The following is a 26,576-nucleotide window of genomic DNA, read 5'->3' as shown; positions in this document are numbered from 1 at the left end:
AGTCAAGATACAAAAAAAGAAAATAATTGAATTATATTGTAAAGTCGGAAATAGTAATTTCCGACAGAGCTATACGTAGCAGTTTTTCATCTTAGTTTTAGCGAAGACAAACCAATTAGAGCAAATATTATAGCTATAATCCAGAAACGTATCACAACTTTTGACTCTGACCAGCCATGTTTTTCAAAATGGTGATGCAACGGAGCCATTTTGAAAAGTCTTTTTCCACGGGTAGCTTTAAAATAATATACTTGAATAATTACTGATAAAGTTTCAACAACAAATAGCCCCCCAATAATTGCTAGAACAAATTCGTGTTTAGCAATAACGCTAACAATACCAAGAGCACCGCCGAGGCTTAGGCTACCAGTATCTCCCATAAAAATTTCTGCTGGCTGGGCATTAAACCATAAAAATCCTAGGCTAGCACCAACAATTGAAGCACAGAAGATAGTTAATTCAGAAATATTTGGTACATAAATAATTTGCAGATAATTTGCATAGAAACTATTACCCACCAAGTAAATAATTAAGGCAAAAGAACCTGCAGTAATAGCAATCGGCACGATGGCAAGACCATCAAGACCATCAGTTAGATTCACCGCATTTGATGCTCCAACTATAACAAACATACTAAAGGGAATGTAAAACAATCCCAAATCAATCAACAAATTCTTAAAAAATGGAATAGTCAGCAGATTATTTCCTTGATTATTGGCATCCCTTAACAGTAAACAAGCAATTAGACAAATAGTAAACTGAAATAATAATTTCTTCTTACCACTAACTCCTTTATGGTGGTTTTTTGTTACTTTAGCATAATCATCCATAAAACCAAGTATACCAAAGCTAATAAAGACAAATAACACTATCCATATATATTTATTAGTAAGGTCAGAAAATAAGATAGTAGACAGACAAACGCTGAGGATAATCATTATCCCGCCCATAGTTGGTGTCCCTACTTTGGCTTTGTGGGTTTCTGGTCCATCATTACGAATTGGTTGACCATATTTTTGTAGATTTCGTAAAACTCTAATTATCCTAGGTCCTATCAAAAAAGAAATAGTCAAACTAAATAATATGGCAAGTCCGATACGGAAAGTAATATAGTGGAATAAATTTGCGACATGCAACTTATGTATATAGGGGGCAAGAAGGTTGTATATCACTAGTGTAACTCAAAAGATTGGATGATTTTACTAAGTTGGGTACTATTTGACCCTTTTATTAAGATTAATTCATTGCCCTTAAGTAATTTACTTAAGTTTTCTATTAACAGATCAACATTATCAAAATGTATTTTTTCTATTTTGTCTGGCAAAGATTGATAGATATATTGGGTATTATTGCCTACTAAAAAAACTCTGTTAGCACCAGAATCGAGAATTGCTGGTATTAAATCTTTGTGGAATTTTATCGAATTGTCCCCCAATTCTAACATATCACCTATTATAGCAATTTTTTTCTTGCCACTAAGCTGTTTTAGATATAATAAAGCAGCTTTTACTGATTCTGGATTAGCATTATAATAATCGCAGATAATTTGGTAGTCCTGACCATGATATTTGGCATTGATTAGCTTACCCCTACCATCCATTAATAATATTTTGCTTAATTGTCTTGCTGCTACATTAATATCTAAGTTCAATATGGCTGACATCTGAAGAGTGATAGTATAATTTCTAGCATAATGTTCTGGTACAAGGGGAATCTTGATATCTATTTTAGTATAGTCAATTGATGAGAAGTTGGTGACGTCGTCGCTCAATGCTTGCCTATTATTTATAGGCGTCGCTCCATCGCTCCTGCTATCTACTTCTCCTGAATTGACTATATTATGAATCGAATAACGTAAACGAACTTGTTTGGTAATTTGTTGATATTCATATGATATTAAGCTACAATCTGCATATGGTGATGTACCAAAACTATATATATTATTAATCGATAATTGCTTAAGATTTTGTAAAACTCGGTTATAATATGGGCTATCTAAATCTATAACAGCTATACCATCTTTTGACATTCCTTCAAAAATTTCACATTTAGCATCAACCAAATGCAGCTGAGACTGAAAAAATTCAAGATGAGCTTCTGATATTGTAGTAATGACTGATATATCAGGTCTAACCATTTTTGTTAGAGCTCTTATTTCTCCTGGATGATTCATACCCATTTCAAAAACAGCATATTCTATATCATCCGGCAGAGAAGCAAGATTTATAGACACACCAAGATGGTTATTGAAATTTCCTCGACTAGCAAAAGTAGAGCCAAAGTGACTTAGTACAGTTTTGATTGCTTCCTTAGTTCCAGTTTTACCACTACTGCCAGTAACCCCAATAAACTTCGCCTGAGATTTCTTCCGTTTATACTCTGCCATCTGATGTAAAGCAGTTAAGGTATCAGAAACCATAATTACTTTTTCATCAGGCAGCCCTGTTATTTCCTGACTAATAATTACCGCATTTGCCCTACGTTCTAGAGCATGTAACGCATAATTATGTCCATCATTAGCTCGTTTAAGAGCAATGAACAAATCACCATCTGTAACGGAATTAGAATTGAATTGAACTTGTCCGCCATGAATATCAGGATGTACCTCTATATTCAATGCATTACTCAAGTCTCTTGCTGACCAAATCATTATATTATTTTAATATTATACACTACGCAAATTCAAGACAATTCTTACCCCAAATTTGCTTTAATTGTCAATAAGTTTATTTTTATTTTGTAGAGCTTTATTGGCTATATCGAAGTCGTTAAAGGGTAGTTTTTTATTACCGATTATCTGATAATTTTCGTGACCTTTGCCGACAATTAGCAAAATATCATCTTTTTGTAAATTATGTATCGTCTCAGTAATTGCTATTTTTCTATTTTTTATTTCTATAAAACTATTAGTGATCGCTATAATAGCTGGTATAATTTGCTGCCGTATCGATTTTGGATCTTCGTTTCTTGGATTGTCATCAGTAATAATAATCTCATCAGCAATTTTCGCCGCAACTTGCCCCATTAATGGTCTTTTACTGCTATCTCTATCACCACCACAGCCAAAAATTACTTTTAATAACCCCTTATCTGATTTTATTTTTCTTAACTCCAGTAAACTTTTTTCCAAAGCATCTGGGGTATGAGCATAGTCGATAAACACATTACTATTACCTACTCTCTCTAAACGCCCTTTAACTGCTTTAACTTGCGATAACTTCGATATAACTTGTTCCAAAGGAAAGCCAGTCAAATGCACCATCATAACGGCAATCAGTAAGTTGCTAGCTTGAAAACTACCAACTATATCAGTAATAAAATTATATTTTTGCCCTTTATAGTCACAAACCTTATGTCCAGGAATTGTACTGTCGATAATTTTCAGATCGCCATTCATACCCACTGTTAAAAACTTTATATTACGTTGTTGTAAATAATGTTTAATATAATCTAATTGTGCTATTTCCGAGTTTAACACAACCGTTCCTGTTGGCAATAAATTATCTGTAAATAATTTTAGTTTGGCTAAAAGATAATTAGCCATATTTTGGTGATAGTCAAGGTGATCTTGACTAAAACTAGTAAAGCAAGCAGCATTTACTTTTACACCACATAATCTTTGTTGATCTAAACCATGGCTAGAAGCCTCAAAAGCTACATATTTTGTGTTATTCTCAGCTAGCTTATGTAAAATATGTTTAAAAGTTACAGGGTCAAGAGTAGTGAGAGCCGGGGATTTGTCTAAAATGTCTTGGACGCTTAAATCCAAACCACTGGCACATTCTACGCCAATAGTCCCGATAGAACAGCTTGGTACTCCTAATAATGTGTATAATTGCCTACAATATGATACTACCGAGGTTTTACCGTTAGTACCAGTAGCAGCTACCATATATGGTGGTAATAATGGGTAGAGAATATTAGAAGCTTGACTCAGTGCCAACCGTGCATCACTCACAAGATTTATATGTACATCATTGGCGGTAATATTGGGATTGTTTAAACTCTCAGCATCATCTGTAAAAATAAATCTCACCCCTTTATTTATTGCATCATCAATAAATTTATTACCATCAAAATCCACTCCTTTAATCGCAAAGAATATATCACCAGCTTTAGCTAGTCTAGAGTCACAGCACAAACTGCAAGAGTTCATCTGAGAGATAATTTTGTTATCGAATATTTTTTGCATAATTTCTACAATTTAAGTATAGCCTAGGAGGCTGCCTCCTAGATACCTGCTTTCGCAAAGATGACAATTTACAACTCAGTGTCACCCCTGCATAGGCAGGGGTTTAGATTCCCGCTTACGCGGGAATGATGGTATGGACGAGTGAAGCGAAATATGCTTTACTTGTACGGAGTCAGCTGAAAAATAGTTTTCAGCTGCTCCAAATTAAATAATAATTTAATTAATAGGTCCATACCATGATAAATAATAGCATAAAAAATACTATAATAGGAATAGATTTAGCAAAAAATAGTATGCACTTGGTGCAAGTCGATCAAAATGGCAAAAAAATAGGTTATCAAAAAGTTACAAGAGATGAGTTAATAGCCTATTTAAGCAATCTCGATAAAAGTTCATTGCTAGCTATGGAAGCATGTGGAGGAGCTAATTATTGGTCACAGGAAATTGCTAAGCTTGGTTTGCAAGTCAAACTAATGAAAACAAAAGATGTAAAAGTTTATGCTACATCGAAACAGAAAAATGATTATAACGATGCGTTAGCAATATGCAAAGCGGCTCGTGATCCAGAATTAAAAACTGTGCTGCCAAAAAGCAAAGAGGAACAAGATATAAAATTTTTGCATAAAATTAGAAGTAATACGATCAGAGATCGTGTGCAAAAAACTAATTCTACAATATCAAGTTTATGTGAATATGGCTATAATACAAAATTAAGTAAAAATAAATTTTGCAAATCATGTAGGCTGGAGGTAGAGTTAGCGTATAGTAAAGGTTATATAAATTCTGGGATACGGTCAATTTTACTTTTAGAATGTAAAGAAATTGAGGATTTATGTGACAAAGAGAAAACTTTAGAAAAGCTGATTATCAGCAATAATAAGCAAAGTGAGAAAGCTACTAGGTTGCAGACAATTTTTGGCATTGGAGCAATCAATGCTAGTTGTTTGAGTGTAGCCCCAATGGAAAGTTATCCAACCCCGAGGGATTTTGCTGCTTCGCTTGGTTTGGTACCAAAGCAACATAGCTCAGGAGATAAGATAGTTTTAGGAGGGATTACCAAACAGGGAGATAGATATGCTAGAACTATGTTGATTCAAGCCGCAAGGACAATAGCAATAAGAGCAAAAAGTGGTAAGGAATCGAAAGATAAACTAGTGCGTGCAGTGGGCAGTGAAGAAATTTGCTGAAAATAAATCATATAATATTATATGTGTTGGTTTAGCAAATAAGTTAGCAAGGATTGCTTATGCAGTAGTCACCAATGGTAGCGAATATGTTGCAAATTAGTTTAGTTGAGAAAAAAGAAGAAACTATGTCAACTAAATAAAAATTGGTAATTGATAAATATTGCGAGTAAAGAATAGTAACAATAAAGAGAACGAAAGTTAAAGAGTTAATGAATAAGTATTCTGAATAAAATCCGTAATTATGTCGAGGCTCTAGAAGCCGTGGGAATGAGAGGTCACTCAAGGATATTTATAAGAATGCAGAAACCAGAGTCTGTCCTATAGTTTGTGTAAGTTGCAAAGAAAGCAGTAAGAGATTACTGTAAAAAAAGTAACTTAAGCAAGCAAGGAGGAATTATGGCTAAAAAATTAGATACAGATAAAGATACATTAAACATCAGTAATCAGCTAGTAGAAGAATTATTATCAAAAGCAGATCCATCGGAGTTATTTGGTCGAGATGGTTTATTTCAACAGCTAAAGAAGCAAATAGTTGAGAAAATATTAGCAAGTGAGTTGGATCATGAATTAGGATATTCAAAACATAGCAAGATGCCAAAAGTAGATAATAATCGTCGTAATGGTAGCTATGAGAAGACAGTAATTGATGGGGATGGTCGTAAGCTGACAGTATAAGGTGGTCCCCTTTGTCTAGACAAAAATTTAGATAAATAGAGATATAATTCACAAAAATTAAATTGTTGTTTTTATACAATATTTTTTTCAAAATATACACATTCTGGAGTTTTATAATCCAAAGCTTGATGCATCCTTTGTCTATTATAAAAGTCCATATATTCGTTAATTGCTGTCTTTGCCTCCTTTACTGTTGTTAAAATAATCCGATAAATTTTTTCCTGTTTTAATGATCGCCAAAAACGTTCAATAAAAATATTATCTAAGGCTCGTCCCTTACCATCCATACTAATCAAGATATTATGTAGCTTTAGCATACTAATAAAATTCTCCGAGGTAAATTGTACTCCTTGATCAGTATTAAATATTTTTGGCATACCATATTTTTCTATAGCGTCTTCAAGGGCTGTTACACAAAATTCACTTTCCAAACTAATGGAGATTCGCCAACTTAGAATATAACGACTATACCAGTCAATAATAGCTACTAAATATACGAACCCTTGGCTCAGTCTTATATACGTTATATCTGCACTCCAAACCTGGTTTGGCAATACTATTTACGTCAGTTCGGGATAAGATATAGATGAAATAGTAATAGATAAAAGGATTGTCAAAAAGGAGTGCCTGCAGTATTTATATTTTTAAACAAAAAAACAAACTACAGGCATGAAAAAAGATATCACAGAATTATATAGTTTTATAGATGATTTTTGTAAAATTTATTTGGAGTATGAACAGAGAAAGTTATTACCATCAAATAAGCAAAGAAATCGCTGTTGTAGCATGAGTCTAAGTGAAATGTTAACAATAATAATTATGTTTCATACATCCTATGCTAAGAATTTTAAATTTTTCTATAAAAGTTATATAGAGTGCATGCATAAGGATGATTTTCCCAAAGCCTTGAGTTATAATAGATTTGTTGAATTAATGGCACGATTATTCATACCGCTAAATATGTTGATTCATTTGTTGTTTGGTGAGGAAACAGGTATTTATTTTATTGACTCTACAACGATTAAAGCTTGTCACAATAAAAGGCGTTATAGCAATAAAGTTTTTAAAGGATTAGCCAAACATAGTAAATCCTCTATGGGGTATTTTTATGGTTTTAAATTACATGTAATAATCAATAATAAAGGGGAGTTTATGGCATTAAAAGTGACCAAAGGCAATGTAGATGATAGGGTTCCAGTACCGGAGTTAACAAAAAGATTAACTGGAATTATAGCAGCTGATAAAGGTTATATTAAGCAAAATTTGTTCTTAAATTTATATGAAAGAGGCTTAAAAATGATTCATGGAATTAAGAAGAATATGGAAAATAAATTAATGGATTTGAAAGAAAAAATCTTACTTCGAAAGCGTAACTTAATTGAAACAGTTTTTGATTATCTAAAAAATAAAATGAACCTTGAACATACTAGACATAGATCACCAATAAATGCCTTTGTCCATATATTATCTACTCTTGTTGCTTACTCATTAAAGAAAAATAAACCTTCAACAAAATTTGATTTTAATCTACATGTTCACAATATCCTTATCCCCAGCGATTCCAAATATGTCATAGAAGGAAGGTAAGTAAAAGGATATGGAATAAGTTTTTCGTAGAGGAATAGTTAAAAAAGTAGTCAAAGTTGGATAAATTATCTAAGATAATATCAATATAATATTGGTATCAAGTTATGCATTCAAAGAAACATTTAAGTTTTAGTGCAATCAGAAGTATGATTGCAGATAGATTTGCTGGTATAGAAGATAGAAGGGGTGTAAATAGTAGTAATAGTATAGCAGATATTATGTTATCTGGTTTGGCGTGTATGTATTTTCAATCAGTATCTTTGCTAGAATTTCAAAGGCGTATGGAAAGGAAGGAACAACGTAATAATCTGCGTAGCATGTTTACAGTACAATCGCTTCCTAGCGATCAGGGGATGAGGAACGTAATAGACCAAGTAGATAGTGACGTAACGTTTAGACCTATTTTCAAAGAATTATTTAGTAAATTACAACGAGGGAAGCATCTAGAACAATATCAAATATTTCCTGGTAAATACTTATTAAATGTTGATGGTACACAATATTACAGCTCTGATAAAGTGAGTTGTAAACGTTGCCTAATTAGAGGGCATAAAAATAACCAATATCATTGTCATCAAGTATTACAAGGGGCTATTGTAAAATTTGGGTTACGACAAGTAATACCAGTAATGCCTGAGGAAATTCGTGTACAAGATGGTGATGAGAAAGAGGATTGTGAGACGAATGCTTTCAAGAGATTTTTGACAAGATTTAGAAAGGATCATGATAAATTAGGGATAATAATCAATGCTGATGCCTTATATGCAACAACTCCAGTGATAGAAACAATTCGTGATCATAAAGCTAATTATATTTTTAAAGTAAAACCCAATAATCATAAGACATTAATGGATAATGTTCAATCTGTAGATAAATCAAAGATAGAGACATTGAGCCTTAGAAGGAACAAATTGATAATTGAATGGGTTAATGATGTTGAATTATTTACTAGCACTAAGGTAAGAACAAATTATATAGCGGCATGGGAGCTAGTGCCGCAGAAAGATGGTAGTAACAAAAGTCAGTATTATGGTAAATGGATTACTGATCTAGAAATCACCTCAGATAATGCTAAAACAATAATAGACGGAGCAAGAGCACGTTGGAAAATAGAGAACGAATGCTTTAATAGCTTAAAGAATCATGGTTATAATATAGAACATAATTACGGTCATGGTTCTGAGAATCTATGTTATAATTTCTACAATTTTACTTTGTTAGCATTTACTATTCATCAAATACACCAATTAGTTGATAAATTATTTCAAGAAATGAGGGAGCAATTTGGTAGATTAGGATCGTTATGGGAACGAATAAGAAGTTTAGTAGACCTTTTTTTCTTTGAATCAATGGAAATGTTATGGGAGATATTAGCTGGCAAACGAGATTACAGAGTCCCGCCAATATAGATTCGACCTATCAAAAGCTTTTTCTAGAGCAATAGACTTATTTATTGCTAACCGTTGGTTTTTACCAAATTGATTACAATAACGTGAATTATGATAAGTTTGTATAAAAATATTTATAGAATTCAAGAAAATACATACAAATCTTTAACAGAAAAATAGATTATTCGTCTTAAAGTTGAGTGGATCGCAATGCTAAAATTTCCCTATGTATCCATAATGTCATATTTGGAATTGCTGCAGGTAATGTCACAGATCAGATGATCAAAGCCTATATAGAAAAGCACGAAGGTAAAAATGATGCTGTGGGGGACTTTCAAGTTGAAAATTAGCTGAGGCTAAAGGCATTTATGCCGTAATATTAAGCTCTGCACTTGCAGTGCAGAGTGGTTAACTATATAAAAATGAGGATAAAATGGGGCGACGTGTTAATAATCATAATAAAGGGGAATGGACTAGTCAATATCGGAAGCATAATTTTCCTAAATATAATACATATAAACCATCTACTGAGGCAGAGGTTCTTAGAGGTGATATTCCTCACACTGATTTTGCAAAATCATTATTAATGTTCGCTACTCTTGCTTCTACAATTCGTACTGGCAATACTATTTCAAGTACACCTAAAATGCCTAATAATACCTCGCTAGAAAATCAAAGCAGCTTATCAAATGCAGTAAAAAATGCTACAGGAATAAGTAATCAGACTTCTTTACTCAATAATACTGCTTTTATGATTACTCTACCTAAACAAGAAAGTTATTTTCCCCAATTTAAGGTAGGAAAAAATCTTACAAAATTTGGGAAAACATTAAGTTTTGTAACAAAAAATGCTATAACACAAGAAAAAGTATTGAATCATAATGAACTGTTGCCCTCCTATTTAGAAGGAAATGAAGGACAATCTCCTAAGGTGAAACGTGCAGTACAGGATAGTGATAGGTGGGTTGGTGGTATTTTAAATGTTTCTACTTTAAATTTATCATTCAAGTATAAGATAGGAGATCAAGGAGCAAAGGACCTTGCAACAGAACTTAAAAATACTCAGGTTACGACTTTAGTTTTACCATGTAACAATATAGGAGATCAAGGAGCAAAGGACCTTGCAACAGAACTTAAAAATACTCAGGTTACGACTTTAGTTTTACCATGTAACAATATAGGAGATCAAGGAGCAAAGGACCTTGCAACAGAACTTAAAAATACTCAGGTTACGACTTTAGTTTTATCAAGTAACAATATAGGAGATCAAGGAGCAAAGGACCTTGCAACAGAACTTAAAAATACTCAGGTTATGACTTTAGATTTATCACGTAACAATATAGGAGATCAAGGAGCAAAGGACCTTGCAACAGAACTTAAAAATACTCAGGTTACGACTTTAGATTTATCACTTAACAGTATAGGAGATCAAGGAGCAAAGGACCTTGCAACAGAACTTAAAAATACTCAGGTTACGACTTTAGTTTTATCATTCAACCGTAATATAGGATTTCAAGGAGCAAAGGATCTTACAACAGAACTTAAAAATACTCAGGTTACTTCTTTAGTTTTATTATATAACAATATAGGAGATGAAGAAGCAAAGTATCTTGCAACAGAACTTAAAAATACTCAGGTTACGACTTTAGTTTTATCATTCAACCGTAATATAGGAGATCAAGGAGCAAAGGACCTTGCAACAGAACTTAAAAATACTCAGGTTACGACTTTAGTTTTATCAGGTAACCGTAATATAGGAGATCAAGGAGCAAAGGACCTTACAACAGAACTTAAAAATACTCAGGTTACGACTTTAGTTTTATCATATAACAATATAGGAGATCAAGGAGCAAAGGACCTTGCAACAGAACTTATACCAATTGCAATAATTAACACGGTGTGTTTATCCAGTCTCTATACATAATTGATTTTACTAAATCTACATTATGAGCAAATTGATTCCAAGCGTAACAAGCCATAGTGACGATATCTTCATATACACCATAACATTGGTTAGACAAGAAATGATTTTTGATCCATTCCCAAACTTGTTCCATTGCATTAAGTTCCGGTGCATAGGGCGGAAGCGGTATCAAAGTGATATTGCTTGGCACAGTTAGTTTTTTGGCTGTGTGCCAACCTGCATTATCCGTTAGTAAAGCTATATGTCGGTTGCCTTGAATACTGCGAGAAAGCTCTTCTAAGAATTTATTCATTGCCTGTGTGTTTGCATATGGTAAAATTAATGCAAAAGCTTCTCCTGTATCATGGCAAGCAGCTCCATAAATATATGTTGAAATGAATTGCTGTTGCCGAACTTTACGGGGTCTAGTGCCACGCTTAGCCCATATACGAGTTAAGCTACCTTGTTGCCCAACTCGAGTTTCATCCTGAGACCATATATCAACTTTACATCTATCGATATTTTTTGGTAATAATTTTGTTAACATGTCTGGGAAGTTTTTTTATATGTATTTTGAGTCTCTTGATTTGACTTTGGATGCATTGAACGAGAAGTAATCCAGCTAAAACCAAGGCGGTGCATAGTATTGTAGACTGTTTTTAAAGCGCATTTAGCACCATATTCCTCAAGTAACATGATATGTAGCTCCTTTCCAGTTATATACCCACCAGTTTTACTTTCACTGAGCGTATTGATTTTATCAAAAAGAGCAGACTCTTGTATAGTGTTAATCTTCCTAGGGGCGCCGCTTCTTTGTGATTCAAATAATCCTTCAAAACCATGATTCCTAAATCTTCTGAGCCATGATTGCACAGTTTTCCAGTGTGACTTCACTATTTCAGATATGGCTTTTAAAGATTTGCCTAATTGAAGGTGATACATCGCCAATAAACGTATACGATTTCGACCATGCGGCTCATGTTTCATCATTTTTATAAAATCATGACCATGAAAACCTTGTGGTAATATTAACCTAGCCATTTGAGTACCTTTATCAGTTAAAAACCCATTTTACACCACTGCGTTAATTATTGCAATTGGTATTAAAAATACTCAGGTTACGACTTTAGTTTTATCAGGTAACAGTATAGGAGTTCAAGGAGCAAAGGACCTTGCAACAGAACTTAAAAATACTCAGGTTACTTCTTTAAATTTATCACATAACAATATAGGAGCTCAAGGAGCAAAGTATCTTGCAACAGAACTTAAAAATACTCAGGTTACTTCTTTAGATTTATCACGTAACAATATAGGATCTCAAGGAGCAAAGGACCTTGCAACAGAGCTTAAAAATACTCAGGTTACGACTTTAGATTTATCAAGTAACAATATAGGATCTCAAGGAGCAAAGGACCTTGCAACAGAGCTTAAAAATACTCAGGTTACGACTTTAGATTTATCAAGTAACAATATAGGAGATCAAGGAGCAAAGGACCTTGCAACAGAACTTAAAAATACTCAGGTTACGACTTTAGATTTATCAAGTAACAATATAGGAGATCAAGGAGCAAAGGACCTTGCAACAGAACTTAAAAATACTCAGGTTACGACTTTAGTTTTATCAAGTAACAATATAGGAGATCAAGGAGCAAAGGACCTTGCAACAGAACTTAAAAATACTCAGGTTACGACTTTAGTTTTATCAAGTAACAATATAGGAGATCAAGGAGCAAAGGACCTTGCAACAGAACTTAAAAATACTCAAGTTATTTCTTTAAATTTATACTATAACAATATAGGAGCTCAAGTAGTACAGGATATTAGAACAGAACTTAAAAATACTCAGGTTACGTACATAGAAGATATTACCTCTACGATGGAGTCTAGTACTGCTAATGCTAACATTGAAGAAACAAATCCTAGTGGTCATGGTACTGAAACAGTAAAAAATGATAATGCTTATTACACAGAAATTATTACCTCTACGATGGAGTATGATTTACTATATTCTCAGAATTCATCTATAGACCTAATAGGTGCAGCAATTCCAAATGTGGCATAGAAGGATGGTAAGCAGCGATTCCAAATATGTCATAGAAGGAAGGTAAGTAAAAGGATATGGAATAAGTTTTTCGTAGAGGAATAGTTAAAAACAGCAATTCCAAATATGAGCTAAAAGGCTTGAAGTGTTTGGTATCCAGACTAAACTTTTCGTAGAGAAAATATTAAAACAGTAGAGTTTTCCATATAAATCGGGTCTATCAGAAAGATTGTGTAAGTATGATATCAGAGTTAGTCCATCTTTGATCGACATTTGCCCATTTTTGGTCATCAGTACCACAAAGTATGGCAAATTGATTCAAGGCAACTGACTAATCTTTAATTGGCATTGTCCACTTCTTTTGAGCGTTTGTCAATGCCAAAAATATTATTTTCTGAATTGATTTATCATCTGGAAATACCCCTTTATTTTTAATAATTTTCCTGATTTGCCGATTGGCTGATTCAATAGTATTAGTAGTATATAGTCCATCCGTCAAAACTCAAAAAAATACCACTTGTGGCACTAAGTTGTATGATTCATAGAGATTGTTTCAATTTTAGGATGTGCTAAAATAGCTAAATGGATAGATTAGAAAAAACACGTTTAAGTTGGATAAAACTATATAAAGAGGTAAAGGATGCTGGGATTGTATGCCGTAGATGTGGTATTTCTCGACCTACTTTACGAAAATGGTTACAACGTTATGAAAAGAGCGGCGTTGATGGATTAAAAGAGCTAAGCCGTAAGCCTTATAACTGTCAAAGCAAGATAACAGCTCAACAAGAAAAGCTTATTTTATCACTAAGAAATGAACGTAAATTAGGAGTTAGGCGGGTTCAAAGTGAAATAAAAAGATTGTATGATATTTCCTTATCTTTAGCTACAATCCATAAAATCTTTAGCAAAAACAATGTACCATATTTGCAAAAGAAAAGGCATTATCGTAAACAAGCTAAAAGATACAATTGTAATCTTCCTGGAGAAAGGGTACAGATGGACGGGTTCTGTCGCATATGTTGGACAATAGAAAAAAGATTGATATAATGACCTAAAAAAGATGTTAATATGTGTCGTATTACTGCAAGATTATTACCATATTTCAAAGGATTTTGTTCTTCACCAGAAATAATAATGTTATTTGTCTATATGAAATGCCGATTTTCTTTAAGTTATCGAGATTTGGAAGAAATGATGAGTATAAGGGGAGCAAAAATTGATCATTCTACATTACAAAGATGGGTTATAAGATTTGTACCATTGATAGATCAGGTGGTTAGAAAAAGCAAGAAGCCAGTTGGTAGTAGTTGGAGAATGGATGAGACTTATATTAAATTAAACGGTAAATGGGTTTATTTATATAGAGCACTAGATAGTCTTGGTAATACTGTAAACTTTCTGCTACGTAAGCATAGAGACAAGCCTGCAGCACTTGCATTTTTTCGTAAAGCTTTCAGAGAGAATAATTTTCCTGAGAAAGTAGTAATTGATAAAAGCGGTAGTAATACGGCTGCTCTTAATGATCTGAATACAGAAGCTCCTGAAGATTATAAAATTAAGGTTATTCAGAAAAAATACCTAAATAATCTTGTAGAACAAGATCATAGGTTTATCAAAAAACGTACAAAGCCAATGCTTGGTTTTAAGAGTTTTCATTCTGCAGAAATGACTATTACCGGTATAGAAAATGTTCGTATGATTCAAAAAAGACAAATAATTGGAGCTAATGATAATCTTTCTACTTTTGAGAATTTTGCTATGTTAATGGCATCATAATGTCCAAAATATAAGTTGTAACAATTTTGGTATAGCATAATTTATAGATGCGACAGAACCGCCTGGATGTTCTGTCTCTATTTCCCCATGTGCCTCTTTAAGATTCTTACGATTCTCCAAGACACGTAATTGAGCTTCCGTAAGTATAATGCCATCCTGAGCCATTTTAGTTTCTAAAGCTACTAGCCGTTTCTTAAGATTATTGAGATCGTTCCTAAGCCAGATAGATCTAATACCAATTGCAATAATTAACGCAGTGGTGTAAAATGGGTTTTTAACTGATAAAGGTACTCAAATGGCTAGGTTAATATTACCACAAGGTTTTCATGGTCATGATTTTATAAAAATGATGAAACATGAGCCGCATGGTCGAAATCGTATACGTTTATTGGCGATGTATCACCTTCAATTAGGCAAATCTTTAAAAGCCATATCTGAAATAGTGAAGTCACACTGGAAAACTGTGCAATCATGGCTCAGAAGATTTAGGAATCATGGTTTTGAAGGATTATTTGAATCACAAAGAAGCGGTGCCCCTAGGAAGATTAACACTATACAAGAGTCTGCTCTTTTTGATAAAATCAATACGCTCAGTGAAAGTAAAACTGGTGGGTATATAACTGGAAAGGAGCTACATATCATGTTACTTGAGGAATATGGTGCTAAATGCGCTTTAAAAACAGTCTACAATACTATGCACCGCCTTGGTTTTAGCTGGATTACTTCTCGTTCAATGCATCCAAAGTCAAATCAAGAGACTCAAAATACATATAAAAAAACTTCCCAGACATGTTAACAAAATTATTACCAAAAAATATCGATAGATGTAAAGTTGATATATGGTCTCAGGATGAAACTCGAGTTGGGCAACAAGGTAGCTTAACTCGTATATGGGCTAAGCGTGGCACTAGACCCCGTAAAGTTCGGCAACAGCAATTCATTTCAACATATATTTATGGAGCTGCTTGCCATGATACAGGAGAAGCTTTTGCATTAATTTTACCATATGCAAACACACAGGCAATGAATAAATTCTTAGAAGAGCTTTCTCGCAGTATTCAAGGCAACCGACATATAGCTTTACTAACGGATAATGCAGGTTGGCACACAGCCAAAAAACTAACTGTGCCAAGCAATATCACTTTGATACCGCTTCCGCCCTATGCACCGGAACTTAATGCAATGGAACAAGTTTGGGAATGGATCAAAAATCATTTCTTGTCTAACCAATGTTATGGTGTATATGAAGATATCGTCACTATGGCTTGTTACGCTTGGAATCAATTTGCTCATAATGTAGATTTAGTAAAATCAATTATGTATAGAGACTGGATAAACACACCGTGTTAATTATTGCAATTGGTATTAATTAGGCTTTTAGTATATTAATATATTGTTCAAAACCCCGTTAAATTACTATCAAAGTTTTATACTAATTCTATAGTATATTAGATATATTGTATGTCAATAATTGTATCTATGGAAGGCTTGTAATCTTGTGCTATCAGCTTACATAGGTTTATTTTGACTGAAAGAAAAAATCTTATTCTCACTAAAATTTTCATTAAAGAATAAATATTTACTTCTGAATTTGATCCATTTTTGTTAAAACTTCAGTTTACGTATAGCAATATCAAAAAACTTGTTCTTCATAGTTTTATGAAATATCTTACACATACCGTTGATTTGAAGAGAATAAGCTTTAGTAGTCGTATGTTCTATACCCTCAATACTTACAATATGACTTAAAACCTTAACCAAAATCCATTCTATTTATAGTATGGAGCTTGCATAATATCCCAATACTAAGCTATTTTTTGTAAAAAATAGCTTAAGTCTTACTTCTTTTCAAGCGTTTACTAGACTCCGACTAAGTCTTATAGTAATTGATTATTAATGTTAGTAACTGCAACTATAAGCTTCCAATAATCGTTTAATTAGCAAAACTTACGCTATGTTTTACGACAAGTAGTTTAGTTGGGATATTATCAAAATTCTTCACTGTGATAGTATGGCTTCCGGTCAAGGTTTTTAATAATATTTGAGATAATACCAATTGCAATAATTAACACAGTGGTGTAAAATGGGTTTTTAACTGATAAAGGTACTCAAATGGCTAGGTTAATATTACCACAAGGTTTTCATGGTCATGATTTTATAAAAATGATGAAACATGAGCCGCATGGTCGAAATCGTATACGTTTATTGGCGATGTATCACCTTCAATTAGGCAAATCTTTAAAAGCCATATCTGAAATAGTGAAGTCACACTGGAAAACTGTGCAATCATGGCTCAGAAGATTTAGGAATCATGGTTTTGAAGGATTATTTGAATCACAAAGAAGCGGTGCCCCTAGGAAGATTAACACTATACAAGAGTCTGCTCTTTTTGATAAAATCAATACGCTCAGTGAAAGTAAAACTGGTGGGTATATAACTGGAAAGGAGCTACATATCATGTTACTTGAGGAATATGGTGCTAAATGCGCTTTAAAAACAGTCTACAATACTATGCACCGCCTTGGTTTTAGCTGGATTACTTCTCGTTCAATGCATCCAAAGTCAAATCAAGAGACTCAAAATACATATAAAAAAACTTCCCAGACATGTTAACAAAATTATTACCAAAAAATATCGATAGATGTAAAGTTGATATATGGTCTCAGGATGAAACTCGAGTTGGGCAACAAGGTAGCTTAACTCGTATATGGGCTAAGCGTGGCACTAGACCCCGTAAAGTTCGGCAACAGCAATTCATTTCAACATATATTTATGGAGCTGCTTGCCATGATACAGGAGAAGCTTTTGCATTAATTTTACCATATGCAAACACACAGGCAATGAATAAATTCTTAGAAGAGCTTTCTCGCAGTATTCAAGGCAACCGACATATAGCTTTACTAACGGATAATGCAGGTTGGCACACAGCCAAAAAACTAACTGTGCCAAGCAATATCACTTTGATACCGCTTCCGCCCTATGCACCGGAACTTAATGCAATGGAACAAGTTTGGGAATGGATCAAAAATCATTTCTTGTCTAACCAATGTTATGGTGTATATGAAGATATCGTCACTATGGCTTGTTACGCTTGGAATCAATTTGCTCATAATGTAGATTTAGTAAAATCAATTATGTATAGAGACTGGATAAACACACCGTGTTAATTATTGCAATTGGTATTATATGATTTATTTTCAGCAAATTTCTTCACTGCCCACTGCACTAGTTTATCTTTCGATTCCTTACCACTTTTTGCTCTTATTGCTATTGTCCTTGCAGCTTGAATCAACATAGTTCTGGCATATCTATCTCCCTGTTTGGTAATCCCTCCTAAAACTATCTTATCTCCTGAGCTATGTTGCTTTGGTACCAAACCAAGCGAAGCAGCAAAATCCCTCGGGGTTGGATAACTTTCCATTGGGGCTACACTCAAACAACTAGCATTGATTGCTCCAATGCCAAAAATTGTCTGCAACCTAGTAGCTTTCTCACTTTGCTTATTATTGCTGATAATCAGCTTTTCTAAAGTTTTCTCTTTGTCACATAAATCCTCAATTTCTTTACATTCTAAAAGTAAAATTGACCGTATCCCAGAATTTATATAACCTTTACTATACGCTAACTCTACCTCCAGCCTACATGATTTGCAAAATTTATTTTTACTTAATTTTGTATTATAGCCATATTCACATAAACTTGATATTGTAGAATTAGTTTTTTGCACACGATCTCTGATCGTATTACTTCTAATTTTATGCAAAAATTTTATATCTTGTTCCTCTTTGCTTTTTGGCAGCACAGTTTTTAATTCTGGATCACGAGCCGCTTTGCATATTGCTAACGCATCGTTATAATCATTTTTCTGTTTCGATGTAGCATAAACTTTTACATCTTTTGTTTTCATTAGTTTGACTTGCAAACCAAGCTTAGCAATTTCCTGTGACCAATAATTAGCTCCTCCACATGCTTCCATAGCTACCAATGAACTTTTATCGAGATTGCTTAAATAGGCTATTAACTCATCTCTTGTAACTTTTTGATAACCTATTTTTTTGCCATTTTGATCGACTTGCACCAAGTGCATACTATTTTTTGCTAAATCTATTCCTATTATAGTATTTTTTATGCTATTATTTATCATGGTATGGACCTATTAATTAAATTATTATTTAATTTGGAGCAGCTGAAAACTATTTTTCAGCTGACTCCGTACAAGTAAAGCATATTTCGCTTCACTCGTCCATACCATCATTCCCGCGTAGGCGGGAATCTAGACCCCGCACCGAAGCAGGAATGACAAGCTTTGTCCTATATTTTATTCAAATCTACAAAAAAACTTGATTATCGAGTGTTAAGTTTTTGAAGTATTTTTGAAATTAATTTTTAGCTCCTGTTGTAAAATATCAATCAAATCATCAGATGATTTTGATTGCCATCTATAGTCAATTGATGAGAAATTGGTGACGTCGTCACTCATCGTTTGCCTATTACTTATAGGCATCGCTCCATCGCTCCTAGTACCAAATTCTCTTGAATTGACTATACCAGTAGTGTAATAAAAATGGTAAGGACCACTAATTGGTGAAGATAACCAAATTTCCTTAGCCGCTGAGTGTTTATTAATAACAAATATGCCTTGGTTGGTAGCTAAAGTTAAAATATCACCCTGGAAATCAATATCGATAAGGCAATCCTTATCTTCTGTCTCAATTATCTCTGCAATTAAAGATATAGTTTGTTCAGCTAATTTAGCAAATTCGGTATTATCCATATTAGTATAATCCATGCTTAAGGCTCCTTCAAAGTTTTACGATAAGCCTTAACGTGCTTACTATGATCATTAAAATTATTAGAAAAATTATGCCCTCCCGCACCGTTACCAACAAAATATAATGAATCAATTTTAGCAGGATTTACTACAGATTCTAGAGATTTTATTCCAGGACAAGAAATAGCTCCAACTGGTAAATTAGCAATATAATATGTATTATAAGGCGATTGCATTGCAAAATCTTTTTTAGTTAATGGTCTTGTTAGTTTATCTTTCCCAAGTGTTATAGCATAAATTGTTGTTACATCTGATTGTAGTTTCATATGTTTTTTTAGGCGATTTAGAAATACAGCGGCAATTGAAGGTTTGTCGGAGTTTAAGCTAGCTTCCTTCTCCACAATGGATGCTAAGATTAATACATCAAGGCGAGTTTTTAATGGAGAATCAGGTGATAATTTTTCCATAATTTTGTCGAGCTGTAAAGACATTAATTTTCGCATTTTATCAATGATTTGCTCTTTTTGATCGCCATATGAAAAGAAATAGGTAGATGGCATTAAAAATCCTTCAGGAATTATTCCTATAATCTCTCCCATTAATCGTTCTTCGCTATTAATTTTTTTTATTATTTCATGGACAAGCATACCTTCAGGTATAAGCATTTTATGAATAATTGATTTACCACTGGATAATATCCTTAGAGTTTGCATAGGAGAAATATTTTGAGTAAAAATATATTCCCCACTCTTTATAGAATGTTTTAATGAATATATTTTTGCAAGAAAGGCAAATAAAGCAGGATATTTAATGATGTTATGATCACTTAATGTCATAGAAATTTGATCAGTTGACAATCTAGGTTTGATTATTACCGTCTTGTTTTCTACAAGTGTCCCAGGGGCAAATAAGTAAAATATACAAAAATTGATTCCACTGACTAGTAGAATCAATGTAATAGTTACACAAATAAATTTTATTTTTAGTATTTTCTTAAACAAGATACACCTAATAAGTAGTTAAACAGATTCATATAATTATATAGTCAATTCAGGATAATTTGGGGCTAGGAGGCTGCCTGCGATAACGTTCCCAATTTCTCATCAATTGACTATAGCACAAAATAAGCTGGCACTAATAGCATATGAAAAAATTTATTATTTTTTATGATTTTCCATTATATTCCCATATTCTATACTTTTTATTTTTATAAGCTTATCATATTTTACTTTAAGTTCATTTAGGGAATAATTACCATCATAATATCCTTGGATATTAATAATTCTTTCTAAATAAAAGTTCAACTGCTCAGCATCATTTTCTACAATATCATTATCAATTTTTAAATCTTTTGTAATATATGTTAATGCCTGATTTTTGACTGCTGAGCAGTATAATTTAAATTCTTGGATTTTTTTTATAATCATAGGAATATCTTCTGGCTTTGTTACTATCATTGCTACTAACATAACCACTAATATTTCTCCTATAGACATATTTTATACTAATTTTTTATGACGATATTTAGGATTAATAACATTTTCACCTGTTAAATTAATCATATAATCATGATAATCTTGGTAATTTCCTTCAAACCATGTAGCATTTCCATCTTTATCAAAAGCAATAATATGGGTTGCTATTCTATCTAAAAACCAACGATCATGGCTTATCACTAATACACATCCAGCAAAATCTAAAATAGCATCTTCTAAGGCTCGTAATGTGTCAACATCCAGATCATTCGATGGTTCATCAAGTAAGATAACATTAGCTCCTTCTTTTAATAATTTGGCTATGTGTACCCTATTACGTTCACCTCCAGAAAGTTGCCCTACTTTCTTTTGTTGATCGCCCCCCCTAAAATTAAAGGCTGCACAATAAGCACGACTTTTCATTGATCTAGAACCAAGTTGTAAATCTTCAAGACCTGAGGAAATTTCACTCCACACAGTGTTGTTATCATCTAAAGTATCTCTTGATTGGTCAACATAACCAAGCTTAACAGTTTGTCCTAATTTAATAGAACCGTGGTCTGGGTTGGTTTTACCAGTGATAATATTAAATAAGGTAGATTTGCCGGCTCCATTTGGACCTATAATACCAACAATCGCCCCTGGAACCACCTTAAAACTAAAATCTGATAACAGTACCTTATCATCATATCTCTTTGCTATATGTTCTGCCTCTATGACTAAATCGCCTAGACATGAACCATTCGGTATAATAATTTGTGCTACGCTTGATCTCTGTTCTTTTTGTTTAAGCAACAGATCTTGATAGGCAGTAATTCTAGCCTTGCTTTTTGATTGCCTTGCCTTTGGTGATTGGCGTATCCATTCAAGTTCTCGTTTTAATTGTTTACTCCTATCATCTTCTTCTTTATCTTCAATTTCTAGTTTTGCTTGCTTTTGTTCAAGCCAAGCACTGTAGTTAGAATGCCATGGAACACATCTACCTCGATCCACTTCTAATATCCAATCCGTTACATTATCAAGAAAATATCGATCATGGGTGATAACTACTACTGTACCTTTATAATTCTTTAAATAATTTTCTAGCCAAGAGACCGATTCAGCATCTAAATGGTTTGTCGGTTCATCAAGTAATAACATACCAGGCTTTTCTAACAAAAGTTTACATAACGCAACTCGCCTTTTTTCACCACCTGAGATTTTTGTAACATCGGCATCTTTATCTGGACATCTTAGTGCAAACATAGCAATCTCTATTTCTCGCTCTAAGCTCCAAGCATCACAACTATCTATTTTCTCCTGTAGATCAGCCTGTCTCGCTAAAAGTTCATTCATTTCATCATCGGACATTTCTTCAGCAAATTTATTGCTTATTTCATTAAATTCGTCAATTAAGGCTTTCTTATCATTTAAACTTTCCATAACATTATCGAAAACATTTAGAGTAGGATCAAGATATGGCTCTTGAGCTAAATAGCCAACTTTAACCCCATTAGCCACAAAAGCCTCACCATCATATTCTTTATCAATAGCTGCCATGATTTTTAGAAGAGTAGATTTACCTGCTCCATTTGGACCAATAATACCAATTTTTGCCCCTGGTAAGAAAGACAAATAGGTTTCTTTTAAAATTTGTTTACCGTTGATGGTCTTACTTAAACCATTCATAACATAAACATATTGATACGACATAATCCTTAATTCCTTTATTTTTTATATATTTACTTAGTAGTTTTTAAATAGTTAGTGGGACATATTACATTAGATATTTTGTTTGTCCAAGTTGTAAATTCAGACATACTAAAAACACCTTTTAAGTTTCCATAAACTTGATTTTTTAACCATTGTAAAGCACCTTTTTTGTAACCATCTCCATCTATAATAATAATAGTATTATAAACACTTTGTTTCTTAATATTTAATATTATATAAGGATATTTTTCATCTGCAGAACCACTTGATTGTTGCCACTTAGATTCAGTAAAAAGACAATTAAAATGTTTCGTAGGATGATATAGAATAAAATCGCATTGCCAAACAGTATTATAGATAATTTTTCCTAAATTAAATTGTCTAGTATAAATGGAAGTGTAATATAGTGAATTATTAAGCAGCATTTAGTACCGCAGTTTTCCATTTGCTAGACCAATCATTACTATGGATTATAGATCTTAATTGCAAAATAGGATTTAACCCCTCTCTAGACCATCTCATGTGTTGCTGCCCTTTACATCTTTGATTGATTAAACTCTCAACAGTTGATTCAGCAAGATTACTAGTAAAGATCAGCCCTTGATCCTTCCTTGTTGAGTAATCCACAATTTTATCTTTATTATTATCAACATATTGGGATAATTTTTTAATCCTATCATGATGCTGTTCTTCTTTTGTCAGTGCTAATATTTCTTTAAATCTTATCATCGCCTTCTCCACATCTCCTCTCCATAAATGCCACTTGATATGCATCAGATCTTCTTTTAGCCTTTTTGGTAACGATATATTCTCAAATTTCATACCCAAATGAAACCAATCTAAAATATAAGTTATTTTAGCACACAAAGGCTCTAGTGCCTTTGCTATATTCCAGCAATTTGCCGCCCCATCACATAGTGCGGTAATATGTGTTTTTGGGCTTAAGCCTTGTTTCAATGCTGCAATAATAGTAGAACTTATAATTTGTTTTTGACGATCATCCTTAATTGACGCTGCACAATTCTTACTTATAATATAATTCCTGGTATCTTGACTATTTGATTTTATAGATTCTGGTTTGTAAACTACAGCCACCATAGCCTCCATACTACGTTGATCCTCTGTTGTCTTTATATGTCCTCCATCTACATTTAATATTAGTTCAACAGCATCTTCAGTAATGAGCATTTCCTTCTCATCAGCATTGATATCTTCAATAGCATTGCCAACTGATTCTGTAACTTGTTTAATACGATTATGATTATTAATTTGCCGATCTTTACCAGAAAATAATTCAAATAATTTCTCTCCTTCTCTAAAACTATGTGTAGCACCTAGTGTAGCTTGTATTTTTTTTAAATCACCAGAAATTACTCCCTGCAATAACGTGCGGACGGTAGAGTGCGTTTCATATCCGCAATTATGGCATTTAAATCTCTGTATTACAATGTTATGATCAGTGAAAACATCGTGAAAAGTAGATTTATTTACACCAGTCTTATGCATTTTAATTTTACACTTAGGGCAAGTAACTTTTGTTAGTTTATGGATTAATTGAATCTTTTCCTGCAAAACTATATCCTGTACTCCTTGAATTAAAGCAATTTGATTATCCAAACCTATGGAAAAATCTAGACAATTACTTGGTTCGTTAAGCTCGCCATTAAGTACTTCTACTCTTGAAATTGTTGTAGTGGGTTGCTTATGATCATACGATTCATATATTATTCTATATCTTCTTGTTGTCATCCTATTACTCATAGTTGCTAATAATGACATTATTGTATCGCCTTTTTATAACAATGTCAACTCACTATATTACACTTCCTACTATGTTTGGCTAATCCTTTAAAAACTTTATTGCTATAACGCCTTTTATTGTGACAAGCTTTAATCGTTGTAGAGTCAATAAAATAAATACCTGTTTCCTCACCAAACAACAAATGAATCAACATATTTAGCGGTATGAATAATCGTGCCATTAATTCAACAAATCTATTATAACTCAAGGCTTTGGGAAAATCATCCTTATGCATGCACTCTATATAACTTTTATAGAAAAATTTAAAATTCTTAGCATAGGATGTATGAAACATAATTATTATTGTTAACATTTCACTTAGACTCATGCTACAACAGCGATTTCTTTGCTTATTTGATGGTAATAACTTTCTCTGTTCATACTCCAAATAAATTTTACAAAAATCATCTATAAAACTATATAATTCTGTGATATCTTTTTTCATGCCTGTAGTTTGTTTTTTTGTTTAAAAATATAAATACTGCAGGCACTCCTTTTTGACAATCCTTTTATCTATTACTATTTCATCTATATCTTATCCCGAACTGACGTGTATTGATATTATCTTAGATAATTTATCCAACTTTGACTACTTTTTTAACTATTCCTCTACGAAAAACTTATTCCATATCCTTTTACTTACCTTCCTTCTATGACATATTTGGAATCGCTGCTATGTAAGTGTTAATCGAGTGCATTTTAAAGATTTTTCTAGCATTTATAGCAAAATTATCTATAAATTACTTAGTGGCTAATAAAAATAATATATACTATAGGTAAACCGAGAAGGGTTAACTAAATATATGGTATAATTATGATGTCTTGATAAACAAAAAATTTTAATTTTATGACAGAAGTGATAGCTAAAGAACAATTAGAACAATATATAAATCAAATAGAAGGGCTTGAACAAGAAAAAGCTGAATTATCTGAAGCAATAAAAGATGTATTTGATGCAGCCAGCTCCAGTGGTTTTGATACCAAGGCTATGAAGTCTGTGTTAAAACTAAAAAAACTTGATAGAAATAAGCTGGCTGAACAAGATGCAATCTTAGAATTGTACAGGCAAGCTTTAGGTATATAAATTAAAGAATTTAATAATGAAATTATATCCGTTAAGACTATTACCTGAGCAAGTTAATTTTGATTTTATCAGATTTAAAAAAGTAAGCTATACGATGTCCATTATTTTGTCTCTTGTGAGCATTATATGGATAGGAATTTATAAGTTTAATTTTGGTATTGATTTTTCTGGTGGAATTGTTATAGAAGTGCGGCTTGATCAATCGCCTGATTTAACCAAAATGCGAGAAGTACTTAATAACCTTAAGATTGGTGAAGTAGTATTGCAAAATTTTGGTAACCAGAATGATTTGTCGATACGAGTTGGTAGCAATAGTGAAGACACTTTAATGCACAATATTGAGCTGATCAAATTGACTTTAAGCAACCAATTTCCTTATAAATTTGAATATCGTAAAGTAGATTTTGTTGGTCCACAAGTTGGAGCTCATTTGATAAAATCAGGAATAACGGCTCTAATTCTTTCTTTTCTTGCCATAATGGCTTATACTTGGGCTAGATTTGAGTGGTATTTTGGTCTTGGTATACTGATAGCTTTGCTACATGATGCCATACTAAGTTTAGGTTTTATGAGTGTGATGAGGTTAGACTTCAATCTAACTTCCGTAGCGGCTATTCTTACCATAATAGGTTATTCTGTCAATGATTCAGTAGTTATCTATGATAGAATTAGAGAAAACTTACGGAAATCATATCAGAAAACAATGCCACAAATTATTAATCAGAGTATTAATGAGACTTTGTCTAGAACCATTTTAACAGTTGTGACAACCTTGTTGGCAAACCTAGCTTTAGTAATATTTGGTGGAGAAGCTATTCACAGCTTTAGCTTATTAGTATTTTTTGGGATAATAGTTGGTACATATTCTTCTATCTTCATATCTGCTCCGATATTAATGTTATTTGTTGCCAAGAAATTTAGATAGCGAGAACTAGGAGGCAATAGACCTCTTGCATAACCTAATCTAATTGGTAATTTTGTTGTCAAAACTCGTCTCCGTTTCT

Annotated in this window: 28 protein-coding genes and 6 pseudogenes; 17 read left to right on the top strand and 17 right to left on the bottom strand. The window is 32.9% G+C overall.

Translation table 11 applies throughout. The features are described from left to right. Positions 1-86: 86 nt before the first annotated feature. From mraY to NBW66_RS05365, 3 genes are read right to left on the bottom strand one after another with little or no spacing between them, the layout of a single operon-like run. Entirely contained in the window at positions 87-1,172 is a 1,086-nt protein-coding gene (gene mraY, locus NBW66_RS05375) for a phospho-N-acetylmuramoyl-pentapeptide-transferase (protein ID WP_250311949.1), read from the bottom strand. Beyond that, complete coding sequence (locus NBW66_RS05370; protein WP_250311948.1) at positions 1,172-2,650, bottom strand: UDP-N-acetylmuramoyl-tripeptide--D-alanyl-D-alanine ligase; 1,479 nt, start codon at positions 2,648-2,650, stop codon at positions 1,172-1,174. Before NBW66_RS05370 ends, mraY begins: the two co-directional genes overlap by 1 nt. 60 nt (positions 2,651-2,710) lie before the next feature. Then, complete coding sequence (locus NBW66_RS05365; RefSeq protein ID WP_410525820.1) at positions 2,711-4,192, bottom strand: UDP-N-acetylmuramoyl-L-alanyl-D-glutamate--2,6-diaminopimelate ligase; 1,482 nt, start codon at positions 4,190-4,192, stop codon at positions 2,711-2,713. Between the two features lie 236 nt (positions 4,193-4,428). Here NBW66_RS05365 and NBW66_RS05360 point away from each other — a divergent pair, with 236 nt between their 5' ends. From NBW66_RS05360 to NBW66_RS05355, 3 genes are all read left to right on the top strand, one after another. After that, a complete protein-coding gene (locus NBW66_RS05360) occupies positions 4,429-5,379 on the top strand; it encodes an IS110 family RNA-guided transposase (protein WP_250310785.1) in 951 nt (316 codons plus the stop codon). Beyond that, entirely contained in the window at positions 5,351-5,479 is a 129-nt protein-coding gene (locus NBW66_RS14470) for a hypothetical protein (protein WP_284346674.1), read from the top strand. Before NBW66_RS05360 ends, NBW66_RS14470 begins: the two co-directional genes overlap by 29 nt. A gap of 296 nt (positions 5,480-5,775) precedes the next feature. Next, positions 5,776-6,054 carry a transposase gene (locus NBW66_RS05355; RefSeq protein ID WP_250311947.1) on the top strand — a complete coding sequence of 93 codons (279 nt, stop codon included), beginning with the start codon at positions 5,776-5,778 and terminating at the stop codon, positions 6,052-6,054. A 71-nt stretch (positions 6,055-6,125) separates the two neighbouring features. Here NBW66_RS05355 and NBW66_RS05350 read toward each other — a convergent pair. Continuing rightward, positions 6,126-6,614 (bottom strand): annotated as a pseudogene (locus tag NBW66_RS05350) (IS3 family transposase); the annotation flags it as partial. A gap of 109 nt (positions 6,615-6,723) precedes the next feature. Between NBW66_RS05350 and NBW66_RS05345 the strand changes: the two are divergent. The 4 genes and pseudogenes from NBW66_RS05345 to NBW66_RS05330 all read left to right on the top strand — a co-directional run bounded on the left by NBW66_RS05345 (position 6,724) and on the right by NBW66_RS05330 (position 10,953). Further along, on the top strand, positions 6,724-7,641 hold the full coding sequence (locus NBW66_RS05345; RefSeq protein WP_250311946.1) for an IS982 family transposase: 918 nt from the start codon (positions 6,724-6,726) through the stop codon (positions 7,639-7,641). Positions 7,642-7,745: 104 nt separating this feature from the next. Beyond that, positions 7,746-9,050, top strand: coding sequence for a transposase (locus NBW66_RS05340; RefSeq protein ID WP_250311217.1), 1,305 nt, complete (start codon positions 7,746-7,748; stop codon positions 9,048-9,050). Between the two features lie 236 nt (positions 9,051-9,286). Further along, a pseudogene (locus NBW66_RS05335) lies at positions 9,287-9,379 on the top strand (IS200/IS605-like element ISW1 family transposase); the annotation flags it as partial. An 83-nt stretch (positions 9,380-9,462) separates the two neighbouring features. Further along, positions 9,463-10,953 carry a leucine-rich repeat domain-containing protein gene (locus NBW66_RS05330; protein WP_250311945.1) on the top strand — a complete coding sequence of 497 codons (1,491 nt, stop codon included), beginning with the start codon at positions 9,463-9,465 and terminating at the stop codon, positions 10,951-10,953. On the opposite strand, the gene NBW66_RS05325 is transcribed toward NBW66_RS05330, so the two are convergent. Further along, positions 10,919-11,479, bottom strand: a complete 561-nt coding sequence (locus NBW66_RS05325; protein WP_250310543.1) for an IS630 family transposase — start codon at positions 11,477-11,479, stop codon at positions 10,919-10,921. The two genes, NBW66_RS05330 and NBW66_RS05325, sit on opposite strands and share 35 nt — an antisense overlap. Further along, a complete protein-coding gene (locus NBW66_RS05320; RefSeq protein WP_250310542.1) occupies positions 11,473-11,973 on the bottom strand; it encodes a helix-turn-helix domain-containing protein in 501 nt (166 codons plus the stop codon). The genes NBW66_RS05325 and NBW66_RS05320 overlap by 7 nt, the downstream gene beginning before the upstream one ends. Positions 11,974-12,019: 46 nt before the next feature. Here NBW66_RS05320 and NBW66_RS14930 point away from each other — a divergent pair. Both NBW66_RS14930 and NBW66_RS05315 read left to right on the top strand, forming a co-directional pair. Beyond that, positions 12,020-12,667 (top strand): annotated as a pseudogene (locus NBW66_RS14930) (leucine-rich repeat domain-containing protein); the annotation flags it as partial. 141 nt (positions 12,668-12,808) lie between these two features. After that, positions 12,809-12,994 carry a hypothetical protein gene (locus NBW66_RS05315; protein ID WP_250311944.1) on the top strand — a complete coding sequence of 62 codons (186 nt, stop codon included), beginning with the start codon at positions 12,809-12,811 and terminating at the stop codon, positions 12,992-12,994. Positions 12,995-13,304: 310 nt separating this feature from the next. Here NBW66_RS05315 and NBW66_RS14925 read toward each other — a convergent pair whose 3' ends face one another. Further along, entirely contained in the window at positions 13,305-13,472 is a 168-nt protein-coding gene (locus tag NBW66_RS14925) for a transposase (RefSeq protein ID WP_410525819.1), read from the bottom strand. Positions 13,473-13,555: 83 nt separating this feature from the next. Between NBW66_RS14925 and NBW66_RS05310 the strand changes: the two genes are divergently transcribed. Both NBW66_RS05310 and NBW66_RS05305 read left to right on the top strand, forming a co-directional pair. After that, entirely contained in the window at positions 13,556-14,020 is a 465-nt protein-coding gene (locus NBW66_RS05310) for a helix-turn-helix domain-containing protein (RefSeq protein WP_250311943.1), read from the top strand. 21 nt (positions 14,021-14,041) lie between these two features. Beyond that, positions 14,042-14,749 (top strand): IS6 family transposase, encoded by a 708-nt coding sequence (locus tag NBW66_RS05305; protein WP_250310712.1) that lies wholly within the window; start codon positions 14,042-14,044, stop codon positions 14,747-14,749. Between the two features lie 60 nt (positions 14,750-14,809). On the opposite strand, the pseudogene NBW66_RS05300 reads toward NBW66_RS05305, so the two are convergent. Beyond that, a pseudogene (locus NBW66_RS05300) lies at positions 14,810-14,986 on the bottom strand (IS481 family transposase); the annotation flags it as partial. Positions 14,987-15,044: 58 nt separating this feature from the next. On the opposite strand from NBW66_RS05300, the gene NBW66_RS05295 reads away from it, so the two are divergent. Further along, positions 15,045-15,545: a helix-turn-helix domain-containing protein gene (locus tag NBW66_RS05295; RefSeq protein ID WP_250310542.1), complete on the top strand. Its 501-nt coding sequence runs from the start codon at positions 15,045-15,047 to the stop codon at positions 15,543-15,545. Next, positions 15,539-16,099 (top strand): IS630 family transposase, encoded by a 561-nt coding sequence (locus NBW66_RS05290; RefSeq protein WP_250310543.1) that lies wholly within the window; start codon positions 15,539-15,541, stop codon positions 16,097-16,099. The genes NBW66_RS05295 and NBW66_RS05290 overlap by 7 nt, the downstream gene beginning before the upstream one ends. A 267-nt stretch (positions 16,100-16,366) precedes the next feature. Here NBW66_RS05290 and NBW66_RS05285 read toward each other — a convergent pair. Continuing rightward, positions 16,367-16,486: pseudogene (locus NBW66_RS05285) on the bottom strand (IS481 family transposase); the annotation flags it as partial. 375 nt (positions 16,487-16,861) lie between these two features. Here NBW66_RS05285 and NBW66_RS05280 point away from each other — a divergent pair. Both NBW66_RS05280 and NBW66_RS05275 read left to right on the top strand, forming a co-directional pair. Further along, on the top strand, positions 16,862-17,362 hold the full coding sequence (locus tag NBW66_RS05280) for a helix-turn-helix domain-containing protein (RefSeq protein ID WP_250310542.1): 501 nt from the start codon (positions 16,862-16,864) through the stop codon (positions 17,360-17,362). After that, the gene (locus NBW66_RS05275; RefSeq protein ID WP_250310543.1) at positions 17,356-17,916 is read left to right on the top strand and encodes an IS630 family transposase; all 561 of its coding nucleotides are present in this window, start codon (positions 17,356-17,358) and stop codon (positions 17,914-17,916) included. The genes NBW66_RS05280 and NBW66_RS05275 overlap by 7 nt, the downstream gene beginning before the upstream one ends. On the opposite strand, the gene NBW66_RS05270 is transcribed toward NBW66_RS05275, so the two are convergent. From NBW66_RS05270 to NBW66_RS05235, 8 genes and pseudogenes are all read right to left on the bottom strand, one after another. Continuing rightward, positions 17,913-18,893 (bottom strand): IS110 family RNA-guided transposase, encoded by a 981-nt coding sequence (locus tag NBW66_RS05270; protein WP_250311942.1) that lies wholly within the window; start codon positions 18,891-18,893, stop codon positions 17,913-17,915. The two genes, NBW66_RS05275 and NBW66_RS05270, sit on opposite strands and share 4 nt — an antisense overlap. Positions 18,894-19,103: 210 nt before the next feature. Next, on the bottom strand, positions 19,104-19,523 hold the full coding sequence (cyaY, locus tag NBW66_RS05265; RefSeq protein WP_250311941.1) for an iron donor protein CyaY: 420 nt from the start codon (positions 19,521-19,523) through the stop codon (positions 19,104-19,106). A 17-nt stretch (positions 19,524-19,540) separates the two neighbouring features. After that, positions 19,541-20,521 (bottom strand): endolytic transglycosylase MltG, encoded by a 981-nt coding sequence (mltG, locus tag NBW66_RS05260; RefSeq protein ID WP_250311940.1) that lies wholly within the window; start codon positions 20,519-20,521, stop codon positions 19,541-19,543. 156 nt (positions 20,522-20,677) lie between these two features. After that, entirely contained in the window at positions 20,678-20,989 is a 312-nt protein-coding gene (locus tag NBW66_RS05255; RefSeq protein WP_250312268.1) for a DUF2672 domain-containing protein, read from the bottom strand. 30 nt (positions 20,990-21,019) lie between these two features. After that, positions 21,020-22,687, bottom strand: a complete 1,668-nt coding sequence (gene ettA, locus NBW66_RS05250) for an energy-dependent translational throttle protein EttA (protein WP_250311939.1) — start codon at positions 22,685-22,687, stop codon at positions 21,020-21,022. 29 nt (positions 22,688-22,716) lie between these two features. Further along, positions 22,717-23,112, bottom strand: a complete 396-nt coding sequence (locus NBW66_RS05245) for a PD-(D/E)XK nuclease superfamily protein (protein ID WP_250311938.1) — start codon at positions 23,110-23,112, stop codon at positions 22,717-22,719. Then, positions 23,102-24,466 carry a UPF0236 family transposase-like protein gene (locus tag NBW66_RS05240; RefSeq protein ID WP_250311117.1) on the bottom strand — a complete coding sequence of 455 codons (1,365 nt, stop codon included), beginning with the start codon at positions 24,464-24,466 and terminating at the stop codon, positions 23,102-23,104. The genes NBW66_RS05245 and NBW66_RS05240 overlap by 11 nt, the downstream gene beginning before the upstream one ends. 47 nt (positions 24,467-24,513) lie before the next feature. Next, positions 24,514-24,933 (bottom strand): annotated as a pseudogene (locus NBW66_RS05235) (transposase); the annotation flags it as partial. Positions 24,934-25,335: 402 nt separating this feature from the next. Between NBW66_RS05235 and NBW66_RS05230 the strand changes: the two are divergent. Both NBW66_RS05230 and secF read left to right on the top strand, forming a co-directional pair. Next, positions 25,336-25,572, top strand: coding sequence for a DUF2312 domain-containing protein (locus NBW66_RS05230; RefSeq protein ID WP_094649130.1), 237 nt, complete (start codon positions 25,336-25,338; stop codon positions 25,570-25,572). A gap of 16 nt (positions 25,573-25,588) precedes the next feature. Beyond that, positions 25,589-26,497, top strand: coding sequence for a protein translocase subunit SecF (gene secF, locus NBW66_RS05225; RefSeq protein ID WP_250311936.1), 909 nt, complete (start codon positions 25,589-25,591; stop codon positions 26,495-26,497). Positions 26,498-26,576 lie beyond the last annotated feature (79 nt).

Origin of the sequence: Rickettsia endosymbiont of Oedothorax gibbosus (assembly GCF_936269705.1) — a bacterium.
Classification (GTDB): Bacteria; Pseudomonadota; Alphaproteobacteria; order Rickettsiales; family Rickettsiaceae; genus Tisiphia.
Note: the sequence above shows the minus strand (reverse complement) of the source record. Positions and strands in the feature narration are given on the sequence as shown.

Bases quoted from the DNA above. Each gene is read 5' to 3' on its own strand.
- NBW66_RS05290 (WP_250310543.1), top strand. From the start codon at position 15,539: ATGTTAACAAAATTATTACCAAAAAATATCGATAGATGTAAAGTTGAT.
- NBW66_RS05320 (WP_250310542.1), bottom strand. From the start codon at position 11,973: ATGGCTAGGTTAATATTACCACAAGGTTTTCATGGTCATGATTTTATA.
- NBW66_RS05345 (WP_250311946.1), top strand. From the start codon at position 6,724: ATGAAAAAAGATATCACAGAATTATATAGTTTTATAGATGATTTTTGT.
- NBW66_RS05240 (WP_250311117.1), bottom strand. From the start codon at position 24,466: ATGTCATTATTAGCAACTATGAGTAATAGGATGACAACAAGAAGATAT.
- cyaY (WP_250311941.1), bottom strand. From the start codon at position 19,523: ATGGATAATACCGAATTTGCTAAATTAGCTGAACAAACTATATCTTTA.
- NBW66_RS05230 (WP_094649130.1), top strand. From the start codon at position 25,336: ATGACAGAAGTGATAGCTAAAGAACAATTAGAACAATATATAAATCAA.
- NBW66_RS05365 (WP_410525820.1), bottom strand. From the start codon at position 4,192: ATGCAAAAAATATTCGATAACAAAATTATCTCTCAGATGAACTCTTGC.
- secF (WP_250311936.1), top strand. From the start codon at position 25,589: ATGAAATTATATCCGTTAAGACTATTACCTGAGCAAGTTAATTTTGAT.
- NBW66_RS05295 (WP_250310542.1), top strand. From the start codon at position 15,045: ATGGCTAGGTTAATATTACCACAAGGTTTTCATGGTCATGATTTTATA.
- NBW66_RS05360 (WP_250310785.1), top strand. From the start codon at position 4,429: ATGATAAATAATAGCATAAAAAATACTATAATAGGAATAGATTTAGCA.
- NBW66_RS05330 (WP_250311945.1), top strand. From the start codon at position 9,463: ATGGGGCGACGTGTTAATAATCATAATAAAGGGGAATGGACTAGTCAA.
- NBW66_RS05280 (WP_250310542.1), top strand. From the start codon at position 16,862: ATGGCTAGGTTAATATTACCACAAGGTTTTCATGGTCATGATTTTATA.
- NBW66_RS05270 (WP_250311942.1), bottom strand. From the start codon at position 18,893: ATGATAAATAATAGCATAAAAAATACTATAATAGGAATAGATTTAGCA.
- NBW66_RS05310 (WP_250311943.1), top strand. From the start codon at position 13,556: ATGGATAGATTAGAAAAAACACGTTTAAGTTGGATAAAACTATATAAA.
- NBW66_RS05355 (WP_250311947.1), top strand. From the start codon at position 5,776: ATGGCTAAAAAATTAGATACAGATAAAGATACATTAAACATCAGTAAT.
- NBW66_RS05275 (WP_250310543.1), top strand. From the start codon at position 17,356: ATGTTAACAAAATTATTACCAAAAAATATCGATAGATGTAAAGTTGAT.
- NBW66_RS05340 (WP_250311217.1), top strand. From the start codon at position 7,746: ATGCATTCAAAGAAACATTTAAGTTTTAGTGCAATCAGAAGTATGATT.
- NBW66_RS05325 (WP_250310543.1), bottom strand. From the start codon at position 11,479: ATGTTAACAAAATTATTACCAAAAAATATCGATAGATGTAAAGTTGAT.
- ettA (WP_250311939.1), bottom strand. From the start codon at position 22,687: ATGTCGTATCAATATGTTTATGTTATGAATGGTTTAAGTAAGACCATC.
- NBW66_RS05255 (WP_250312268.1), bottom strand. From the start codon at position 20,989: ATGTTAGTAGCAATGATAGTAACAAAGCCAGAAGATATTCCTATGATT.
- NBW66_RS05370 (WP_250311948.1), bottom strand. From the start codon at position 2,650: ATGATTTGGTCAGCAAGAGACTTGAGTAATGCATTGAATATAGAGGTA.
- NBW66_RS05315 (WP_250311944.1), top strand. From the start codon at position 12,809: ATGGAGTCTAGTACTGCTAATGCTAACATTGAAGAAACAAATCCTAGT.
- NBW66_RS05245 (WP_250311938.1), bottom strand. From the start codon at position 23,112: ATGCTGCTTAATAATTCACTATATTACACTTCCATTTATACTAGACAA.
- NBW66_RS05305 (WP_250310712.1), top strand. From the start codon at position 14,042: ATGTGTCGTATTACTGCAAGATTATTACCATATTTCAAAGGATTTTGT.